Source organism: Mycobacterium sp. (genome assembly GCF_019247635.1).
Taxonomy (GTDB): Bacteria; Actinomycetota; Actinomycetes; order Mycobacteriales; family Mycobacteriaceae; genus Mycobacterium.
Map to the genome: position 1 here is coordinate 1 of NZ_JAFBAR010000118.1, position 17,329 is coordinate 17,329.

General features: G+C 63.2%; 13 protein-coding genes and 1 pseudogene. 7 read left to right on the forward strand and 7 right to left on the reverse strand.

The features are described 5' to 3' along the window. Positions 1 to 372 (forward strand): annotated as a pseudogene (locus JO236_RS20055) (PPE family protein); the annotation flags it as partial. Between the two features lie 132 nt (positions 373 to 504). Here JO236_RS20055 and JO236_RS20060 read toward each other — a convergent pair. Beyond that, positions 505 to 1,410, reverse strand: coding sequence for a TPM domain-containing protein (locus tag JO236_RS20060; RefSeq protein ID WP_293334561.1), 906 nt, complete (start codon positions 1,408 to 1,410; stop codon positions 505 to 507). Positions 1,411 to 1,578: 168 nt separating this feature from the next. Here JO236_RS20060 and JO236_RS20065 point away from each other — a divergent pair, with 168 nt between their 5' ends. After that, positions 1,579 to 2,964: an MFS transporter gene (locus JO236_RS20065; RefSeq protein ID WP_293334564.1), complete on the forward strand. Its 1,386-nt coding sequence runs from the start codon at positions 1,579 to 1,581 to the stop codon at positions 2,962 to 2,964. A gap of 109 nt (positions 2,965 to 3,073) precedes the next feature. Here the strand turns inward: JO236_RS20065 and JO236_RS20070 are convergent, their stop codons facing one another. The 3 genes from JO236_RS20070 to JO236_RS20080 form a co-directional block, all read right to left on the reverse strand. Further along, entirely contained in the window at positions 3,074 to 4,381 is a 1,308-nt protein-coding gene (locus JO236_RS20070; RefSeq protein ID WP_293334568.1) for a DEAD/DEAH box helicase, read from the reverse strand. Between the two features lie 310 nt (positions 4,382 to 4,691). After that, complete coding sequence (locus JO236_RS20075; RefSeq protein ID WP_293334571.1) at positions 4,692 to 6,182, reverse strand: PPE family protein; 1,491 nt, start codon at positions 6,180 to 6,182, stop codon at positions 4,692 to 4,694. A 144-nt stretch (positions 6,183 to 6,326) separates the two neighbouring features. Then, a complete protein-coding gene (locus JO236_RS20080) occupies positions 6,327 to 8,114 on the reverse strand; it encodes a PPE family protein (protein ID WP_293334574.1) in 1,788 nt (595 codons plus the stop codon). A gap of 188 nt (positions 8,115 to 8,302) precedes the next feature. Between JO236_RS20080 and JO236_RS20085 the strand changes: the two genes are divergently transcribed. Further along, complete coding sequence (locus JO236_RS20085) at positions 8,303 to 9,463, forward strand: JmjC domain-containing protein (protein ID WP_293334577.1); 1,161 nt, start codon at positions 8,303 to 8,305, stop codon at positions 9,461 to 9,463. Further along, on the forward strand, positions 9,463 to 10,422 hold the full coding sequence (locus tag JO236_RS20090) for a hypothetical protein (protein ID WP_293334580.1): 960 nt from the start codon (positions 9,463 to 9,465) through the stop codon (positions 10,420 to 10,422). Before JO236_RS20085 ends, JO236_RS20090 begins: the two co-directional genes overlap by 1 nt. A 59-nt stretch (positions 10,423 to 10,481) precedes the next feature. Here JO236_RS20090 and JO236_RS20095 read toward each other — a convergent pair whose 3' ends face one another. The 3 genes from JO236_RS20095 to JO236_RS20105 all read right to left on the reverse strand — a co-directional run bounded on the left by JO236_RS20095 (position 10,482) and on the right by JO236_RS20105 (position 12,643). Then, positions 10,482 to 10,868, reverse strand: coding sequence for a nitroreductase/quinone reductase family protein (locus JO236_RS20095; RefSeq protein ID WP_293334583.1), 387 nt, complete (start codon positions 10,866 to 10,868; stop codon positions 10,482 to 10,484). 110 nt (positions 10,869 to 10,978) lie between these two features. After that, entirely contained in the window at positions 10,979 to 11,662 is a 684-nt protein-coding gene (locus tag JO236_RS20100; RefSeq protein WP_293334586.1) for a maleylpyruvate isomerase family mycothiol-dependent enzyme, read from the reverse strand. A 177-nt stretch (positions 11,663 to 11,839) separates the two neighbouring features. Continuing rightward, on the reverse strand, positions 11,840 to 12,643 hold the full coding sequence (locus JO236_RS20105) for a lysophospholipid acyltransferase family protein (protein WP_293334598.1): 804 nt from the start codon (positions 12,641 to 12,643) through the stop codon (positions 11,840 to 11,842). A gap of 662 nt (positions 12,644 to 13,305) precedes the next feature. On the opposite strand from JO236_RS20105, the gene JO236_RS20110 reads away from it, so the two are divergent. The 3 genes from JO236_RS20110 to JO236_RS20120 form a co-directional block, all read left to right on the forward strand. Further along, a complete protein-coding gene (locus JO236_RS20110) occupies positions 13,306 to 14,430 on the forward strand; it encodes a GGDEF domain-containing protein (protein ID WP_293334589.1) in 1,125 nt (374 codons plus the stop codon). 766 nt (positions 14,431 to 15,196) lie between these two features. Next, complete coding sequence (locus JO236_RS20115; RefSeq protein ID WP_293334592.1) at positions 15,197 to 16,807, forward strand: reverse transcriptase domain-containing protein; 1,611 nt, start codon at positions 15,197 to 15,199, stop codon at positions 16,805 to 16,807. 1 nt (position 16,808) lies between these two features. Then, a partial coding sequence (locus JO236_RS20120) for a hypothetical protein (RefSeq protein WP_293334595.1) occupies positions 16,809 to 17,329 on the forward strand: 521 nt, incomplete at its 3' end.

Below are 17,329 nucleotides of genomic sequence, written 5' to 3' on the forward strand. Positions count from 1 at the left end.
ACGGTAGCCGCGAATCGATCTGACTTGGTATCGCTGGTGGTGTCGAATTTGTTCGGGCAGAATGCTCCCGCGATCGCGGCCACCGAAAGCCAGTACGAGGAGATGTGGGCCCAAGATGTGGCGGCCATGGTGGGATACCACAGCGGAGCGTCCGCGGCGGCGACGCAGCTGGTGGCGCTTCCAGCCGCGGCCGTGGCCCAATACGAAAACCTGGGGTTGGCAAACTTTGGCTATGCCAATGTCGGCATCGCCAATAACGGCTTCGGCAACGTCGGCATTCTTAACTTCGGGACCTTCAACGTCGGTATCGGTAACTACGGCGCCTACAACGTAGGCGTCGGGCTCACCGGCACCGGACAGGTCGGTGTCGGCGGCTTCGATTGGCTGAATGGCTACGGGTATTACGGGGGCTACTACCCGTATTACTACTACTGACCGCTCGGAGGCACGGCGTTTGTGTGCGCCCGCGTGGTCGCTTTGCGTCGCCGGTGGTGCTCCCACCGATCATCGCTTCGATGAGGTGCGTCCTCGTGCGCGGTGCGCTGCCAGCACATCCGTGTTCGCCAGCGTTTGCGCTTGAGCCGCCAGCGTCGATGCCCAGTTGGCATAGGCAATTGCTGCGCGCTCGTTAGTTGCCTGCTTGTCGTGCGCCGCCGCCAGATACCGCTTTGTTTCTTCGAATCGGGTCTGTGCCTCGGGACCGATGTTCGGGCGATACTGCGTGACGTAGTCGGAGATCTGACGCAACCTGGCGTCCGCGATGGACAATGCCTGCCCCAGTGAATGATCGCGTCCTTCGATGTTCACCTGCCCATCGCTACGGCCCACGCGCCCCGCGGCGCGCCGGCGGTGAACACGATAGAGCAGGAAAATTATCAAGACCGCGACCACGACCACGAAGACGCCGATCGCGATCGGCAGCCAGTTCCGTGTTGGCGAGCCCGCCGATTTGTTCAACCCGTCAGCCGCAGCAACCGCAGCACCGCTCCAGTCTTTAGCACCCACTGCTGGTTCAATTTGGTTGCTGCGCAGACTGTTCAGCTCGTCTGCAGTGATGCCCTGCAACTTCGGCGGCGCGGTGAACACGTACAACTTGGTGTTGGTGGCGACGGCCAGCAGCGCGTCGTGGTCGCCCATCCCGCTGGCGCCGCGGGTTTGATCGGCCCAGTTGTCGGGTTTGAACCTGGAGAAGTTGTCGACGTAGACGACCCATAGTTGGATGTGCCGATCGTGATAGAGCCGATCGATTGCCGAGTTGACCGACGCCCGCCCGGAATCCGTCAACGCTCCGGTGTTGTCGGTGATGTGATTCGTAAGCTTGGACGGCGGTTGCGCGCCGGCGGGGGACGTCGGCAGCAACGCCGCTGCAAGGATGGCGAGGATGGCGCCGAACAGGCGAACAACACGCATACGGGTAATCTAGCCCGCCGCGAGCCGCGATCCGGGGTGGCGTAAGCCACGCCCATGGGGCAGGACAACGATGCGCCCAAGCGATGGGCAATTCATAGACGGCCGGCGCGCGACGGCTAAGACGGATGCGATCATGTCGTATCTCTGCCGCGATCAGGAAGCGACCCGATGAGCACTTTGGATGACCAGACGGTCTGCCGCGTTCCGCGGCGGCGGATCGTCGTCGCCTCGATGGTGGGCACCACGATCGAGTTCTATGACTTCTACATCTATGCCACGGCCGCAGTCACTGTCTTCCCGCACCTGTTCTTTCCCAGGGGCAACCCCACTACCGCCCTGCTGGCCTCGCTGGCGACGTTCGGTCTGGCGTTCGTGGCGCGCCCAATCGGGTCAATCTTGTTCGGGCACTTCGGCGATCGTGTCGGCCGAAAGGCCACGCTCGTCGGTTCGCTGCTGACCATGGGGATAGCCACTTTCGTCGTCGGACTGCTGCCGACCTACCAACACATAGGCGTCGCGGCACCGCTGCTGCTGGCGATACTGCGGTTCGCTCAGGGCCTCGCGCTGGGCGGCGAGTGGAGCGGAGCGGCGTTGCTGGCCGCCGAGACCGCCGAACCCGACAAGCGGGCGCGCGCCGCGATGTGGCCACAGCTGGGCGCGCCGTTCGGCTTCCTGCTGGCCAACGGGATATTCGTGATACTCATCAGCTGGCTGGGCCACAGCAACACCAAACTCGACCCGCACGGCCCCTTCCTGACCTGGGGATGGCGTATCCCGTTCCTCTTGAGCGCGGTCATGGTGGCGATCGGACTCTATGTGCGGCTGCGGCTGACGGAGACGCCGGTGTTCGCCAGGTCCCTCGAGCGCGACGAGCTAGTCCGAGCCCCGCTGGTCATGGTGTTTCGTGCCAATTGGCGCGAACTGCTCATCGGCACGTTCGTCATGCTCGCGACGTACACCCTCTTTTACACCGGCACCACCTGGGCATTGAGCTACGGCACCTCCAAGCGACCACCGGCCGGGACCGGTCTGGGCTTCGGCTATATGGAGTTTCTGCACTTCCAGTTGATCGCAGTGTTGTTCTTCGCGGCGATGGTGCCGATAGCGGGCGTGCTCGCCGACCGCTTTGGCCGGCGCCGAACGTTGTTGGTCGTCACCGCGGCGATCATCGTCTACGGCGCGTCTTTCGGTGTGATGCTGACGCCCGACAGTGCGACGACGGGCTCGACGCTGCTCTTCCTGGTCATCGGAATGACCTTGATGGGCTTGTCTTTTGGCCCCATGAGCGCGGTGCTGCCTGAACTGTTCCCGACCAACGTGCGCTACACCGGGTCTGGGGTTTCCTACAACATGGCAAGCATCCTGGGTGCCGCGGTAGCGCCCTTCATCGCGACCTGGCTGGCCACCCGGCACGGCGTGGCGTGGGTCGGGGTGTACCTCATGGTGGCCGCGGTCCTGACGTTCATCGCATTGTGGGTAATGAAGGAAACGAAGGATATTTCGTTGGACGCCCCAGTCGCCGAGCACGTCGACGACACAGTTCATCCCGGCTGATAATCGACGGGGCAGCCGTCATTCCTGGACCGCAGAGCAGATGGCGTTCGGAAAGCGCGCCATGGAGTTCAGCTGCGCGCGGACTACGACTGAGCGCCGCCTCAATCGCCTATCGCGAATTCCGTTGCGCGCCCGCGGGTCGACGGCGACGCCGTTGCCCGGCGCCACCCGACGCACCACGCCTGGCACCCCCCGCCCGGGCGGCCTTGTGGGCCTGCACGGCGGCGGCCTTAACCGCGGTGGCGCGGTAGGGGGCAATCTCACCGACCAGCGCATGCACTTCGGCGGAGTCGGCCGTCACCTGCTGCGGGATGACCCGGATACCGGCCTTGCGCAGCAAAGCCCGGGTGTCGGTGCGCTGCTCAGGCAACACCAGGGTGACCACGTCACCGGCGTTTCCGGCCCGCGCCGTGCGCCCGGAACGATGCAGATACGCCTTGTGCTCGCTGGGCGGATCGATGTGGACCACCAACTCGACCTCGTCGACGTGCACGCCGCGCGCGGCGATATCGGTGGCCACCAGAACTTTGGCCTCCCCCGCGGTGAACGCCGCGAGATTGCGATCGCGCGCGGGCTGAGAAAGGTTGCCGTGCAGGTCAACTGACGGGATACCGGCCTCGGTGAGTTGCTTGGCGAGCTTGCGCGCGTGATGTTTGGTGCGCATGAACAGGATTCGGCGCCCGGTCCCGGAGGCCAGCCGGTGCACCAGTTCCTTCTTGGCCTCAGCACCGGCGACGTGAAAGACATGGTGAGTCATCGCCGATACCGGTGCGTTCAATTCGTCGACAGAATGCAACACCTGGTTGCGCAGGAACCGGTCGACGAGTGTGTCGACGCCGTTGTCGAGGGTCGCGGAGAAGAGCAGCCGTTGGCCGCCCGCCGGCGTGCTGGCCAGGATGCGGGTGACGCCGGGCAGAAATCCGAGATCGGCCATGTGATCGGCTTCGTCGATCACGGTGATCTCGATGGCATCGAGGCTGATCAAGCGTTGCTTCATCAGGTCTTCGAGCCGACCCGGGCAGGCCACCACGATGTCGACGCCGGATTTGAGTGCGACCACCTGCCGGTTCTGCGGTACCCCGCCGAAGATGGTGGTGACGCTCAGGTTGCAGGCGGCGGCCAGCGGTTTCAGCGTCGCGGTGATCTGGGTGGCCAGCTCGCGGGTGGGTGCCAGCACCAAGCCCGACGGGCGTGACGGGCGCCGCTTGGCCGGAGAAAGCCTGCTGGCCAATGGAATCGAAAAGGCGAGGGTCTTTCCACTTCCGGTTTTGCCACGGCCCAGGACATCACGGCCGGCGAGGGTGTCGGGAAGGGTTTGTGTCTGGATCGGGAATGGAGTTGTGATCCCGGCCGCCGTTAGCGCGCTGACCAGTGGTGCGCGCACACCGAGATCGGCAAAGGTCTTATCTGTAGTCACTTTTCGGTGCCTTTCAGGCATCGGGTGTGCTCGGACGTCGCGAGGGTTCGCGTCGAACTGGCACAAGCTGGCGAGATTGCCGGTGGGCAAAATCGATCGCCGCGAGATCGTAGTGCTGGATGCACGGATCATCTGAACGCGGTGCTTCAGCCCCGAATTTCGGGCTGGCGCCGGTGGGATGAAAGAACGTTCCACGACGTGTCGGCAGCGGTCAGGTGGTGCCAACGTTGCGACGAGTCTATCCCACCGTCGAACCAGGGCCCTAATGGGACTGGCCTATCGGAACTATTGCGTTGGGACGCGAGCCAATTCACTCAGGGTCCTCGGGTGGATCTCCCTGATCGGGATCCCATGTGCCCGGCAGCATTGGCACTGACGGCCCACCGCCGTACCTGTCGCCGGATAGGGTGGCCAACCCAGCCGCCTGGGTGACGCCGGCTTGGCGGGTTGTGCCGGCAAAACCCATCGTCCCCGCGCCCCGCTCGGAGGCCACCGTCTCCCCATCCGGGGCCCAATCCGGGTCGACCTGCACGTTCAATTCCATGGGCTCATCGCCATGCCCACGCAGTTTCGCGCGGCGGCGCCGGCGCGCCTGCGCGACTTCCGCACCCGCGGCGGCCGCGGCGATGTCGGGCTCCGCCGCCTTTTTCTTGGCACCGGAGCTCGCGCTGGTGCTCAGCGACGAGCCAACTCCCAGGCCAGGGGGCCCCACCACATAGGGGTAGTCAAACCCCGCTGTGCCGAGCGCGGGTGGCGGCGCAGCTCCGGGCGCGGATACGGTGGCCGGCGTCGCCGCGGGCGGAGCGGCCGAGGGCGCCGGGGCCGCAGGAGCTGAGGCAACCGTGAAGGCCGGGGAGCCGCTGGCGATGGGTACGGCGGAGTGCTCGGGTGCGGGCGCGGCAGCCGCGGCAACCGCGTCGGGCTGAATTTCACTCAGCGCGCCGAGCCCCCCCAGGCCGCCCAGATACCCGGGGTTGACCACCGGCAGCGCTAAAACGAGCGCATTGATCTCCGGCGAGAACGCCTCGTAAAACTCGGCTGCGTGGCCCGTCTCGTCTGCGACCAACCCTGGAATGTCGGACTCCAGCTGCGATTCCGCCAGGGACGGATTCTGTTGAAATTCCAGGATGTCGCGCTGGAAAGTGTCCGTCGTCTCGGCGAATCGGTTCACATACCAGCTCAGGTCGTAGGGGTTGCCCGAGTCGTTGTCGACGATGTTTTGCACATTGCCGCCGGTGTCACTGCTGTCGCTGCTCTGGATGGGCTTGGTGATCTTCGGCGGCGGGTCGCTTTGCGGCGCGGAGGCCACCGCGGAGCCCGACGTCAGGTCGTACTGAACCATCGTGGTGGCCGCTTGAATCCACATCCGCACATAGTCGGCCTCGTTGAGCGCGATCGGGATCGTGTTCATCCCAAAGAAATTCGTCGCCACCAATACGGTATGGATCACGTGGTTGGCGGCCAGCTCCACCAAGGTCGGCATCGCCGCCAGCGCGGCGGTGTAGGCGGTGGCCGCGGTCTCGTATTGGGCAGCCGTGGTGGCGCTGTTGGCGCTGGCCTGCATCAGCCACATCAGGTAAGGCAAGTGCGCAGCCACGTACTGTTCGGCGCTGGGCCCTTCCCACGCTCCGGCTTGCACCGCGGCCAAGACCGCGCTGAGCTCGTCGGCGACGGACGCGTAAGTCGCACTCAACGAACTCCACGACGCGGCGCCAGCCAGCAAGCTGCCGGGCCCGGGACCGCTGCTGAGCAGCGCCGAATGCACCTCCGGCGGCGAAGCCATCCATATCGGGGCGGTCATTCTCCGGGCCGCGGCCTCAACGCAGTCATTCGACGAACCCCTAGGCAAGACGATGCGACGACCCACGCCGGCTTGGGCTGTTTGACGGCGCAGCTATCCCGGGTTACTAGTCGGTGCCGGGCAGCGAAAAGTTCCCGCTAGTTGCTATGACGAGTCTTCTTTCCCAAGGAAGCCGGCCTGATAGTCGCCTTGGTTGAAAGCACCCGAATCGCTAGTGCCTACGTTCTCAACGCCGCTGTCGTCGGTGCCGGAGTTGGAAAATCCGCTGTTCAGCTGGCCGCTGTTGGCGATGCCGATGTTGTCGAACTCCCTGTTAAAGAAGCCTGTGTTGGAGCCGCCGGTGTTGAACATGCCCGTCTGCACATCGCCCGTGTTGAACAAGCCGGCGCTTTGTGAGCCGTTGTTCGACAAGCCGGAGGACGAGTCGCCGGTATTGAGGAAGCCCGAGGATCCCGTTCCCGAGTTGCCGAAGCCCGAGTTCGTGACCAGTCCGGTGAGGTCTGCCGAGCTGCCGATGCCCGTATTGAGGTTGCCTGAGTTGAGCAGACCCGTGTTGGTGTTGCCCGCGTTGAACCAGCCCGTGTCCACATTGCCCGAGTTGAAGCTGCCGGTATTGGTCCCGGCACCTCCGAGCTCGCCACCCGAGTTGAAGTTGCCGGCGCTGAAGAGGCCCGAGTTCCCGAGTCCCACGTTGCCGCTGCCCCCGTTGCCCAGCCCGAAGTTTCCGGGACCGGCGTTCGCCAGGCCAAAGTTGGCGTCGGCGGCGTTTCCGAAGCCGCTGTTGAACGAGCCGCCGTTCCAGAAGCCGGTGTTGGTGTTGCCTGCGTTGGCGAAGCCGGAGTTGCCGTCCCCGGAGTTGAGCAGGCCAAAGTTTCCGTTGCCGGAGTTGAAGAGGCCGATGTTGTTGCTGCCTGAGTTCCCGAAGCCGACGTTTTCGGTGCCCGAGTTCAGCCCGCCGATGCCCACCTGGTTGTTGCCGGTGAGGTTGAAGCCGATGTCATTGTTACCGGTGTTCCCGAACCCGAAGTTGGAACTTCCATAGTTGCCGAAGCCGACGTTGGCGCTGCCGTAGTTCCCGGACCCGAAGTTGTTGGAGCCGACGTTGCCGCTGCCGACATTGCTGCTGCCGATATTGCCGCTGCCGACATTGATGTTGCCGACGTTCCCAAGGCCGAGGTTGCTGTTGCCGAGGTTGCCGCTACCCAAGTTGGTATTGCCGACGTTGCCGCTGCCCACGTTGGTGTTGCCGACGTTGCCGCTACCCAGGTTGGTGTTGCCGGTGTTGCCGGCGCCCACGTTGGTGTTGCCGGTGTTGCCGCTGCCCAGGTTGGTGTCACCGGTGTTGCCGCTGCCCAGGTTGGTGTTGCCGATGTTGCCGCCGCCAAGGTTCCAGAGGCCGATGTTGCCGGGTCCGGTGTTGAGCGACGGCAGACCGCCAAGGGTCGAGGCCGCCGCCGACGCCCCGCCGTGATACCCCACCATCGTCGACACCGCCGACGCCCACATCTCCTCGTACTGCGACTCGGCGGCCGCGATCGCGGGAGTGTTCTGCCCGAACAGATTCGACTTCACCAACTGCACAAACTGTCTGCGGTTGGCCGCCACCACCAACGGATGCACCATCGCTGCCCGCGCCGTCTCGAACACACTGGCCACCGCCCCGGCCGACGCTGACGCCGCGGCAGCCCGCTCCGATGCGGCAGTCAAATACGCCGAATACGGAGCGGCAGACGTCGTCATCGCCTGGGCGGCCGCACCCCGCCAGGCCTGACCGACCAACCCCGACGTGACCGCTGAAAACGACTCCGCCGCCGCGTTCAACTCCGCGGCCAAACCACGCCACGCCGCCGCCGCCGCCAACATCGGCGCCGACCCCGGGCCCGCATACATCAACGACGAATTGACCTCCGGCGGCAACACCTGAAAACTCATCCACCCGCTTTCCGTTAGTCGAGCCGCAAGAGGCCGTTGAAGCAGTTGCCTTCGGACTAAGGCCATCCGCCAGCGGCGGCCGATCGCACCCGGCTTTACTTAGTCGCACAAAATGGGTTGATAGTTCCGCGCCGCGAAGGAGGTGCAACATCGAACCGTCGCTGGCGTGGCTGCTTACACCCGTTACGGTGCAGGACTTTCTCGACAAGGTCTGGACCCTAACGCACCACCATGTCGAGCGGGACTCGGCTGACTACTTGGAGTGCCTGCTTGCCGGCCCGTCGGCGATGGAGGAACTTTTGACGGCATTTCGGCGAGAGCCATCAGGGGTCCGGTTGATGAGGGGAAGTGACAAGAAGAGGGCATCGGAAAGCCACCTGCTCGCTGACGGGAGCCTCGACCTTGTCGGTGTCCGCAACGACTTCTCCGCCGGCTTCACGATCGTCGTCGATGGTGTCGAGCGCTACCTGCGGCCGATCGCTTCGCTGGCCCGCTCCATCGAGGTCGAGCTGAATTTTCCGGTACAGGTCAACGCCTACGTCACTCCGCCTGGGTCGCGGGGTCTCGTTCCCCATTACGACGACCACGACGTGCTGATCCTGCAGGTACACGGGTCGAAGATCTGGCACTTGTACGACGAGGCCCATATTCCGCCGCACCAGATGATGCTTCGCGACAAGGCGGTTCCCGCCGACGGACTCCCCCCGCCCACCGACTTGCGCCTGAACGTCGGCGACGTGCTGTACCTGCCGCGCGGCCTGGTGCATGCGGCCGACTCTGAGGATGTGCCATCCGTCCACTTGACCGTCGGCATCCATGCGCCCACCACGCTGACCCTTGTCATCGGTGCACTGCACGCGCTGAGTTTTCACGACGACGGGCTCAACGCGCAGTTACCGCCGCGGCACCTGGATGACGCGGGCGTGCACGCAAGCTTGGGCGTCCTCATGCAGGACGCCGTCAGGGCCGTCGAGGATCCGAGCGCCGTCGACAAAGGGCTCGACGCATTGGCAGACGTCCTGGTCCGCCGCGGCCATAGCCCACCGATCGGGCCCGCCTCGCAGGCGGGCACGCTCCACGGACAAGCACTGCTGACGAGGTACACACCGCTGTACTCGCGGGTGAAGGCCGTGGCCGGGGGCTTTGCGCTGCAATTCGCCAAGCTGTCGATCACCGCCGGTGCCGACCACCAATCCGCGCTGGTGTTCGTGTCGAGCAGCACCAAGCCGTTTCGGGTTTGCGATCTCCCCGGGCTGCGCGCGGAACAACAAATCGCGTTGGCCCGCAAGCTGATCGTGAGCGGATTCCTCATCCGCCTGCCCGATGCCGATGACAGCGCGCCGGCCTGATGGACCTCGCCGAACTCGCGCGCTGGACGCCGATCCAGCTGGACTTTTCCGGCCCGGGCCCGACGGTCGTGTGGGCCGATCTCTCAGCCGAGCGCTTCGTCGACCCGTTCTTCGACCAAACCGTCACCCGCTGGGCGTCCGGCCCACGCGCCAAGCGGCTCGTGCGGACCGGGCTGGAAGCCCTCGTCGCTCTCGACGGCGAGCCGTCACTTGAGTTGGCGGGCAGCATCTTTCACCTGTCGCGGTGCGGGTCGACGCTGCTGTCCCGTCTGCTCGGCACGCTTCCCGGCGTGGTCGTGATCGCCGAGCCGGCGCCACTGAACTCGCTGCTCGGGCTCGATCCTTCGCGTCTTGATGAGGCCGTGCTGGTCAGGATTGCGCGGCTGCTGGTGCGGGCGCTCGGGCGACGCCGGCACGGCGACGAGCAGTGCGTGGTGCTCAAATGCACCAGCTGGAACGTCCGCCGTCGGCAGGTCCTCGCGGCCGCCTTTCCAGAGACCCCTTGGGTGTGGGTCCAGCGCGACCCCGCGCGCGTCCTGGCCTCTCTCCTCGCCAAACCGCCTGGCTGGCTTGGACTTCAGGCCGCCCCACGTCATGCCGCACAGCGTTTCGGCATCGATGTGGGCGCGGTCGCGGCCATGCCGAGGGACGAGTTCGCGGCTCGCGCGCTCGGCGCGATGCTCGACGCGGCGGCGACCGATCCGTCTCGGCGCCTCATCGTCGACCATGCCGAGCTGCCCGAGGCGGCCTGGCAGCGCGTGGCCCCCCATCTCGGGCTCAAGACAGATCGCGCGGTGATCGACCGCATGGTCGAACAGTCGCGGTTCTACTCCAAGGACCTCGCCCCTCGGCCCTTCGTCGGCGACGCCGCCGAACAGCGTCCGGTGACCGCCGCGATGCGGGAGGCCGCCGAGCGGTTCGCCGGTCCGGCCTACCGCGCACTGGCATCGCTCGCATAATCTATTGAGGAATGTGGGAAGCGCTGTCAGTCAATAGGTTTCGACCGCCAGGCCCCCTGTCAGCGCGCCGGCGTTAGGGCGAAAACGGGATGATCACCGTCCTCGGGCAACTGGCGCCAATAGGTTTCCACCACTTTGCCTGCCAGCGGACGGTAGGCGGCAATGATCGGCGCCCGCTGCTCGACCGGCAGCTCCGCAGCCACATACGCCACGTCGTCGACCTTTACCTCTGGATGGGCCCGCACGTTGCGCACCCATTCCGAGTTACCGCGCGTCGAAACGAGGTATTTGGTCCCGTCCACCTCGGGTATGACGACGGGAATCCGCTGCGGCAGCTTACTGCCGCGCTTGGTGACGGTCAGAGTCTGAGAACCACCGATGCCGAAAGTCATCGCGAGCCGGTTGAAGACCCTGGCGGTGAACCACGGGGGTTTGAGGTAGGCCATGGCTGCGATTTTGGTCGGCGTCTTGGTCAGCCGCAAGGCCCTTACCGACTCCCTGAGGCTGCTCCTCGGGATCGCTGCTGGGACGTCAACAGCAGTGGCCCTTTAGATCGTCACCGTTTAGCCGACAGGCGAGTGCGCAGTAGCGGCAATCCCTGGCCGTCGAGCAAGTGGAGTAGTGCGGTGCGGCCGCTGACGGCCATCATCAGCGCGGCGGCCGGTCCATGGACCTCCATTCCCCTCCCCCAGGATTGATCGATGTCCGTGCCGCGCAACGAGATTCCCCAGAGTCGGCCCAGCGGCACGAAGCCAAACGGCCATGGCCCGGTCAAGAAATCCAGCGCGAGCGCCGAAAGCTCCGGTTCGGGCTCGAACGGCAGATTGAGCGGGATTCTCATGTCACCGCCATGGACCAATATGTCAGCAAGCGGATCGAGGGGCCCAAACAGCGGCGGACTCAACGGGTGATCGGCGTGCCGCCGCAGGGCGGCAACAATTTCGGCGGCGGGCAGCTGCGCGCGGGCTCGGGCGAGTTCGTCGATCGCTCGAGCCATGCTGCGCCGGCGTGCAGCCGTCCTCATGAAGACCCAAAAGCTGTCGGCGACCACGCTGAGCAGGTGGGCTGCCACCGTCTTGACATCCCAGCCCGCACACAGGCTTGGCGTCGCCAACTGCGCATCATCCAAACCATCGACGAGGGTTGCGATCTGGCGCCGCTGTTCGGCGACAGCGGCGAACACGAATTCGCGGTCCGCCCGCACTAGTGACCGCTCGCGTTTCGGCTGCGGTGGTGACATGGCTCGATGACAGTCATTGCTACTCTCCCCGGTGCCGGGCACCAGGCCCGCGTTCACTTGTGGGACCAGATGTTTGGTCGGCATCCGGTCGGCAAGCAGGTCTCATGATCGATGCGTTCTCCAGATTCGTTGCGCAGCAATGCTTTGGTGCACCCACGCGCGTTCGGCTTTGGCCAATCAGCCTAGAATGGGGAACCTCCGCTGCCGTGCGAGTTGATCGAGTGCGACTTGCATGACGGATCGGACGTGCGCGTCAACCTCACCGATGTCGGGATGCTCGCCGAACCGCGAGCGAATGTCGATCGGCTCAGTCATGTGCGCGACGATCCTGGTCGGCAACGGAAGGTTAGGGGGAACCACCACGCTCAAGCCGAAAGGGAAGCCTAGCGTCAGCGGCAAGATATCCGATCGTAAACGTCCCAGACCAAGTCGCTTCGCCAACCACGTGCCGCGGGTCAAAAACAGCTGGCTTTCCTGCCCGCCGATAGACACGCTGGGCACAAGGGGCACATCGGCATCGATCGCGAGCTTGACATATCCGGTACGGCCTTTGAAGTCGATTACGTTGGCGTTGATCGTGGGCCGATAGGCATCGAAGATGCCGCCGGGGAACACGAGCACCACACCCCCGGACTGCAACGCTTTCCCCGCGTTTGCAGCGCTGGCCGGAATCAATCCGAGCTTTCGCACCCATCCCCCCAGTGGCCCACTGAACAGCGCGTCGTGGCCAAGGGTGTACAGCGGTCGCTCATAACCGAATTGGCGGTAGAACGCCGCTGCCAAGATGAGGACATCAGGGGTGAACAAGCCGCCTGAGTGATTGGAAACGATCAGCGTGCCACCCACTGACGGAAAGGATTGCAACCCACCTACCTCAGGACGAAACCAGCGTCGGGCGATGGGTGCCGCAGCGCCGATCAGCTGGCGTGTCGTATTTGGATCCCAACCGAATGTGCTTGAGCCATCGGTTTGTTCGGCTATCACGCCCTACCTTCCGTTGTACGTCGATTTATGTCGCTGTGCGCGTTGTCGGTTCGTTGCCGTCACTTAGCTGTGCGACACGGTGTGACGCCCGCGCCAGCGCTCATCCGCGGTGACGAGCGAGCACGCACGCCTGCAGCACATGTGACCTAATATTTGTTCCAAAATAGCGTCGATTCCATGCATCGTCAATCTGTGGTACTGCGCCGGGTGCAGGAGCTCGAAGCACCACCGATGAGGCGGCACCAACACCTGCGGGCCCTGCCGCCGGCTCAGGCCTCGGCGGCCTAACCACCGCCGTGTGCGATGGCAGTATCGAACGCGGCGCGTAAGTCTAGAAACGCACGGCCTGTCGGTTCCGGCTGAATCCTGCGCAGTTTCTTCCCGTCGGAAAATAACGGCTGTGTCTGCGGCTTTGAGGGATCTGCGGCGGCCAATGAGATATCACCCGGCTTATACCGCGCGATCACCCGACCCGTCGTGCCGGCAACGCTGCCGGTCCTTGGGTGTGGACGCAGTGAGTCCTGGGTACAGGCCATATCGGCTGATGGCGAGGGAAGAAATGATGGACTGCACCCGAGATTGATAAGTAGCATACGGCGAAGCGTCGGGTTATCCACGCCGTTTACCGCGGTGCGGAGAGGGGTTAAGGGCATCGAACAATGCGCTGGATCGGCGTGTGGTGGCGCCAACCCGACCACTACGACTGGTTGTCGGAGTACCTCGCCGCGCGCGGATTAAAGCCATTTGTCCGCTGCTTACTGGTCGTCACCTTAGCAAACCTGGCCGCCGCAACGTTGCTGATGCTGACCAGTCCGTCGGGACCCCAAACATCGACGCGGCGCGCCGTAGCCATAGCGGTCACGATCGGCCTGGCGGGAATGGCACTGGTGTGGCTGCTGAACTGGCCGACGCGGATCCAATCTCAGATGTTTTCGATATTGGGGGCACTAGGCATCGCTACGATCTGCCTCATCGAAACTGACCCGTGCAGCGGCATGCTCGGGTGCGCGGCATTTGGTGGCCTGGCAGGTTATGTCGCCTTCTTTCATTCCGCTCGGCTCCTGATGTTCACGTTGAGCGCCGCCTTGAGTGCTGCGGTGGTGTGCGCCGTCCGGATTGCGGCGAACGGTAATGCATCAATGGCCGTCGCCGACGTGCTGGTGCTTGGCGCGGGAATCCTGTCGGTACCGTTTTGTGGACAGGTACTCGTGCACTGGTTGTCAGTAGATGCCCTGAAGTCCTCAACCGATCCGCTGACCGGCCTGCGCAACCGCCGGGGCTTCTACCGGTCGGCGTCCAAGCCGTTAGCTGTCGATCAGGGTGAGCCGTGTCTGAGCGTCTTGATGCTCGACCTCGATAACTTCAAGCGCATTAACGACACCTACGGTCACGCGACCGGGGACCGCATTCTGGTGGCTGTCGCCGACAACCTGCGGCGGATCTGCGCCAGCGCAACGGTGATCGCACGAATCGGCGGAGAGGAATTCCTCGTCGCCGCGACTATCGGGAAGCACGAAGCGCTTCGGACCGCCGAAGCGCTTCGCTGCGCAATCGCGGGCACACCGTGGGGCGTGACAGCCAGCCTGGGCATCAGCGGCATCCAACTGTCATCGGAAACCGAAACACTTAGTCGGCATATTATCGAACGCCTCGTAGAGAAAGCCGACCTCGCGATGTACGAGGCGAAACGTGCTGGCGGGAACCAGGTTCGGCATGCCGACGCGTCGCCACCGCCCGGCCGTTCAGGATTGATTGCGCGACGCGGCCAAGCCGGTACGCCGTAGGTGGCTTCGGCAATCCTGATATGCCTTGTCGCGGTTGCTGACTGAGTCTTGTCGGTTTAAGTCAGCTAACCGACAAGGCGCACCCGCTAGCTTTCGATCCGCTAGCTTTCACGCCGGGGCCAAGGGTAGTGGGCGTGTTCGATCCGCCGGGCAGGGTGCAACCCGATCTTCTCGGCGACCTGCGAAATCGACAAACCGCCAGCGATCAAGGATCAACCGAAGCAACTGTAAAGCATCAGCCGAAACACTGTCATGGATCACCCGAAACCAAAATGTCAAGCGTCAACTGAGGTCATACACATTTCACGTGGGCGGGCGGGGCTCGAACCCGCTACCAACGGGTTACCGAGGAGCCGCTTCTGGCAAGGACGTATAGATGCCCGTCTTTGCTTGTCGGCCAGGCAATTTCATCACCGAACGTGCCTTGTACGGCGGAGCTGATTCGGGTCGTTTCTCGATCATTGGCGGTAATTACACGGCAACCGGCGAACGTCCTTCCCGACAAAGCTATGGGCCTATGGTTCGGGGCGGACCAACACGATTTTAGTTCTGTGCCGAGCTCGGCCTGAACCACACTCACGAGTCGTAAATATTCGTCGCTATTCGCGGTACGGCGGGTGGCGCGTCCGACAAGATGTTCGCGGAACGACGGAATCGCCGGACCATTCACGAAGCACTGATCGGCGTCGACGTGCGCTACCTTCATCGGGACGAGATCTGCCAGCGAGCTGAGTACCGAGCACACCACCAACCTCAGGAGAGCCTATTGAAGAAGCTATCCGCGACCCTAATCAAGCGCCTGAAACTGAAGGACGCCGTGCTTGCCGAAGCCGCCACTAGTCGCAATCTCCTTCCCAACGAACCGATGTGGGACAAAGTCTCTGCGGAGGCAGGACAAATTGCAGGCTTTCTGGAGAACCAGCTGCGGGCGGGCTTTCAGCCGTCGCCTCAAGTCGAAATTGCCGCCCGCAAACCTGCACACGGAGTACGTCCCATCCCGTACTGGGGCACGCTCGAACGAGTCGCTTATCGGTCGCTTACCGCAGCCGCGGTAGCCGACCTCGATCCGCTTGATAGGTCGCCGCAGGCGTACCTCAACTTCATAACGGAACCTGGCCGCTATGCCCGCGATCGACAGCCAGCGGGAACATCGAAGAAATTGGCCGAGTTTTTCTTCTACGTCGAAAGTCCCGTCAAGTACGTGGTGAAGTCTGACATCACCGCTTTCTACCAATTTATCGATCACGCGGTGCTAGCTGAGGAATTACTTCTACTCGGCGTTAATTTCGAGTTGATCGAGGCGTTGATGGAACTTCTCGCCGAAGTCCAAGGCCGCAGCTACGGCCTTCCTCAGCTATTTGATGCTTCCGACATGCTTTCGGACCTGTACGCCGACAGGATTGAGCGCGACCTGCTTCGGTCTGGGTTCGCGGTGTGGCGCTTCAACGATGACTTTCGCGTCGCGTGCGACTCATACGCAGACACTCTGACAGCCATCGAGGCTTTAGACGCTGCTGCTCGCCGAGTGGGCCTCGTCTTGTCCGAGCACAAGACTGTCACAGTTGGAATTGTGAAGTATATTTTTGACGCATTCGACCTTACGCCATCCCAAGCCGGCCAAACCGTCAACGTCGACGATGTGGAGGATATCGTGGGCGACTACACCGATGACTTTGGCAAGGAGGATGCCGACGCGGCATTCGACGTCATTCGGAAGGCGGTAGTACGATCCAGTGATTTCAATCCGGATCCTGATGAGAGCCGCTCGATCGATCTTGGTAGCTTACGTGGTGAGGACGTACGCCTCCTCAGGCGAGCCATTAATGGGTTGACGCTTGCCGGGGACGCCCGCGGAATCGGTGAGATCGTTCGGCTAGCTGTCTACGCGCCTTCCCTGACACCAAACTTGATGCGGTATCTCCGAGCCATTGGTAAAGGGCTCGAGCCGGATGACGATGCTTGGGACGAGATCGTCAACGCCGTGGATCGTCTTGCTGGCGATGTTGCCCTGAACGCTTGGCAGAACTTGTGGCTCATCGATGTCGTCCACGACCTCGACCTTCTTAGCGGGGGTCTCGACGACAAGGAGGCCGTCAATCGTCGGGCCCAATGGGTCGATGATTTGCGCCGAGACACGACAAATGAGGCGCTACGTGCTGCTGCCACCCGAGCTTTAGCGGCCCAGGGACTCGTATCCGTTACGTCTGTAATAGCTGCCGCGGACCGCACGTCGAATGCGTTGCTTCACATTTATGCGTCAGCAGGGATTGAAGGCGCTCGCCTACTGACTGGCCCTGAGGCGATGGCAGCGCAGAAGGAAATTGCTGCATGGGCCAAAAATTCGAAGCTACACGCGTGTCTACTGGAGGAGACGTAGTATGCGAATTGCGCCGCTGGCTATCACAGAAGAAGCGCAGAAACTGCTCCGAGCTACGCGGGCTGACTTCGGCAATATTCCAACGCCCGCTACGGCAGGCCGGGGAAGCAGCTTCACGTCGTCGTTTCTAGGCCGCCACGACTTTGTGCAAGTGCGAAATCAAGGCGAGTTTCTGCGTCTCGTAAGCATCGTTGAAGCATTCATAGACACCTGCAGTGGCCAGCAGTTTGATCAACGTACATCCGGCCGTGACGACTTCGTGCGAAAAATGGCCGCCGAGGTTCGGGAGAACTCTGTGAAGGGCTGGGATGAACGTAAGGAAGCATTCAAAAAGTATCACGACATAACTCTCGGAGAATGCGCGCACTGGAGCGATATAGACGCGGCCCGAGAAATTCGGAATAGCATCGCGCATGGTCTCGGTCAACTCACTGAGCGTCAACAAAACGCCAAAACCAGGCAAAAAATGGCGGCATTGGGCGTTATGTTTCGTGGTAACCAACTAGTCATTGGCACTTACAC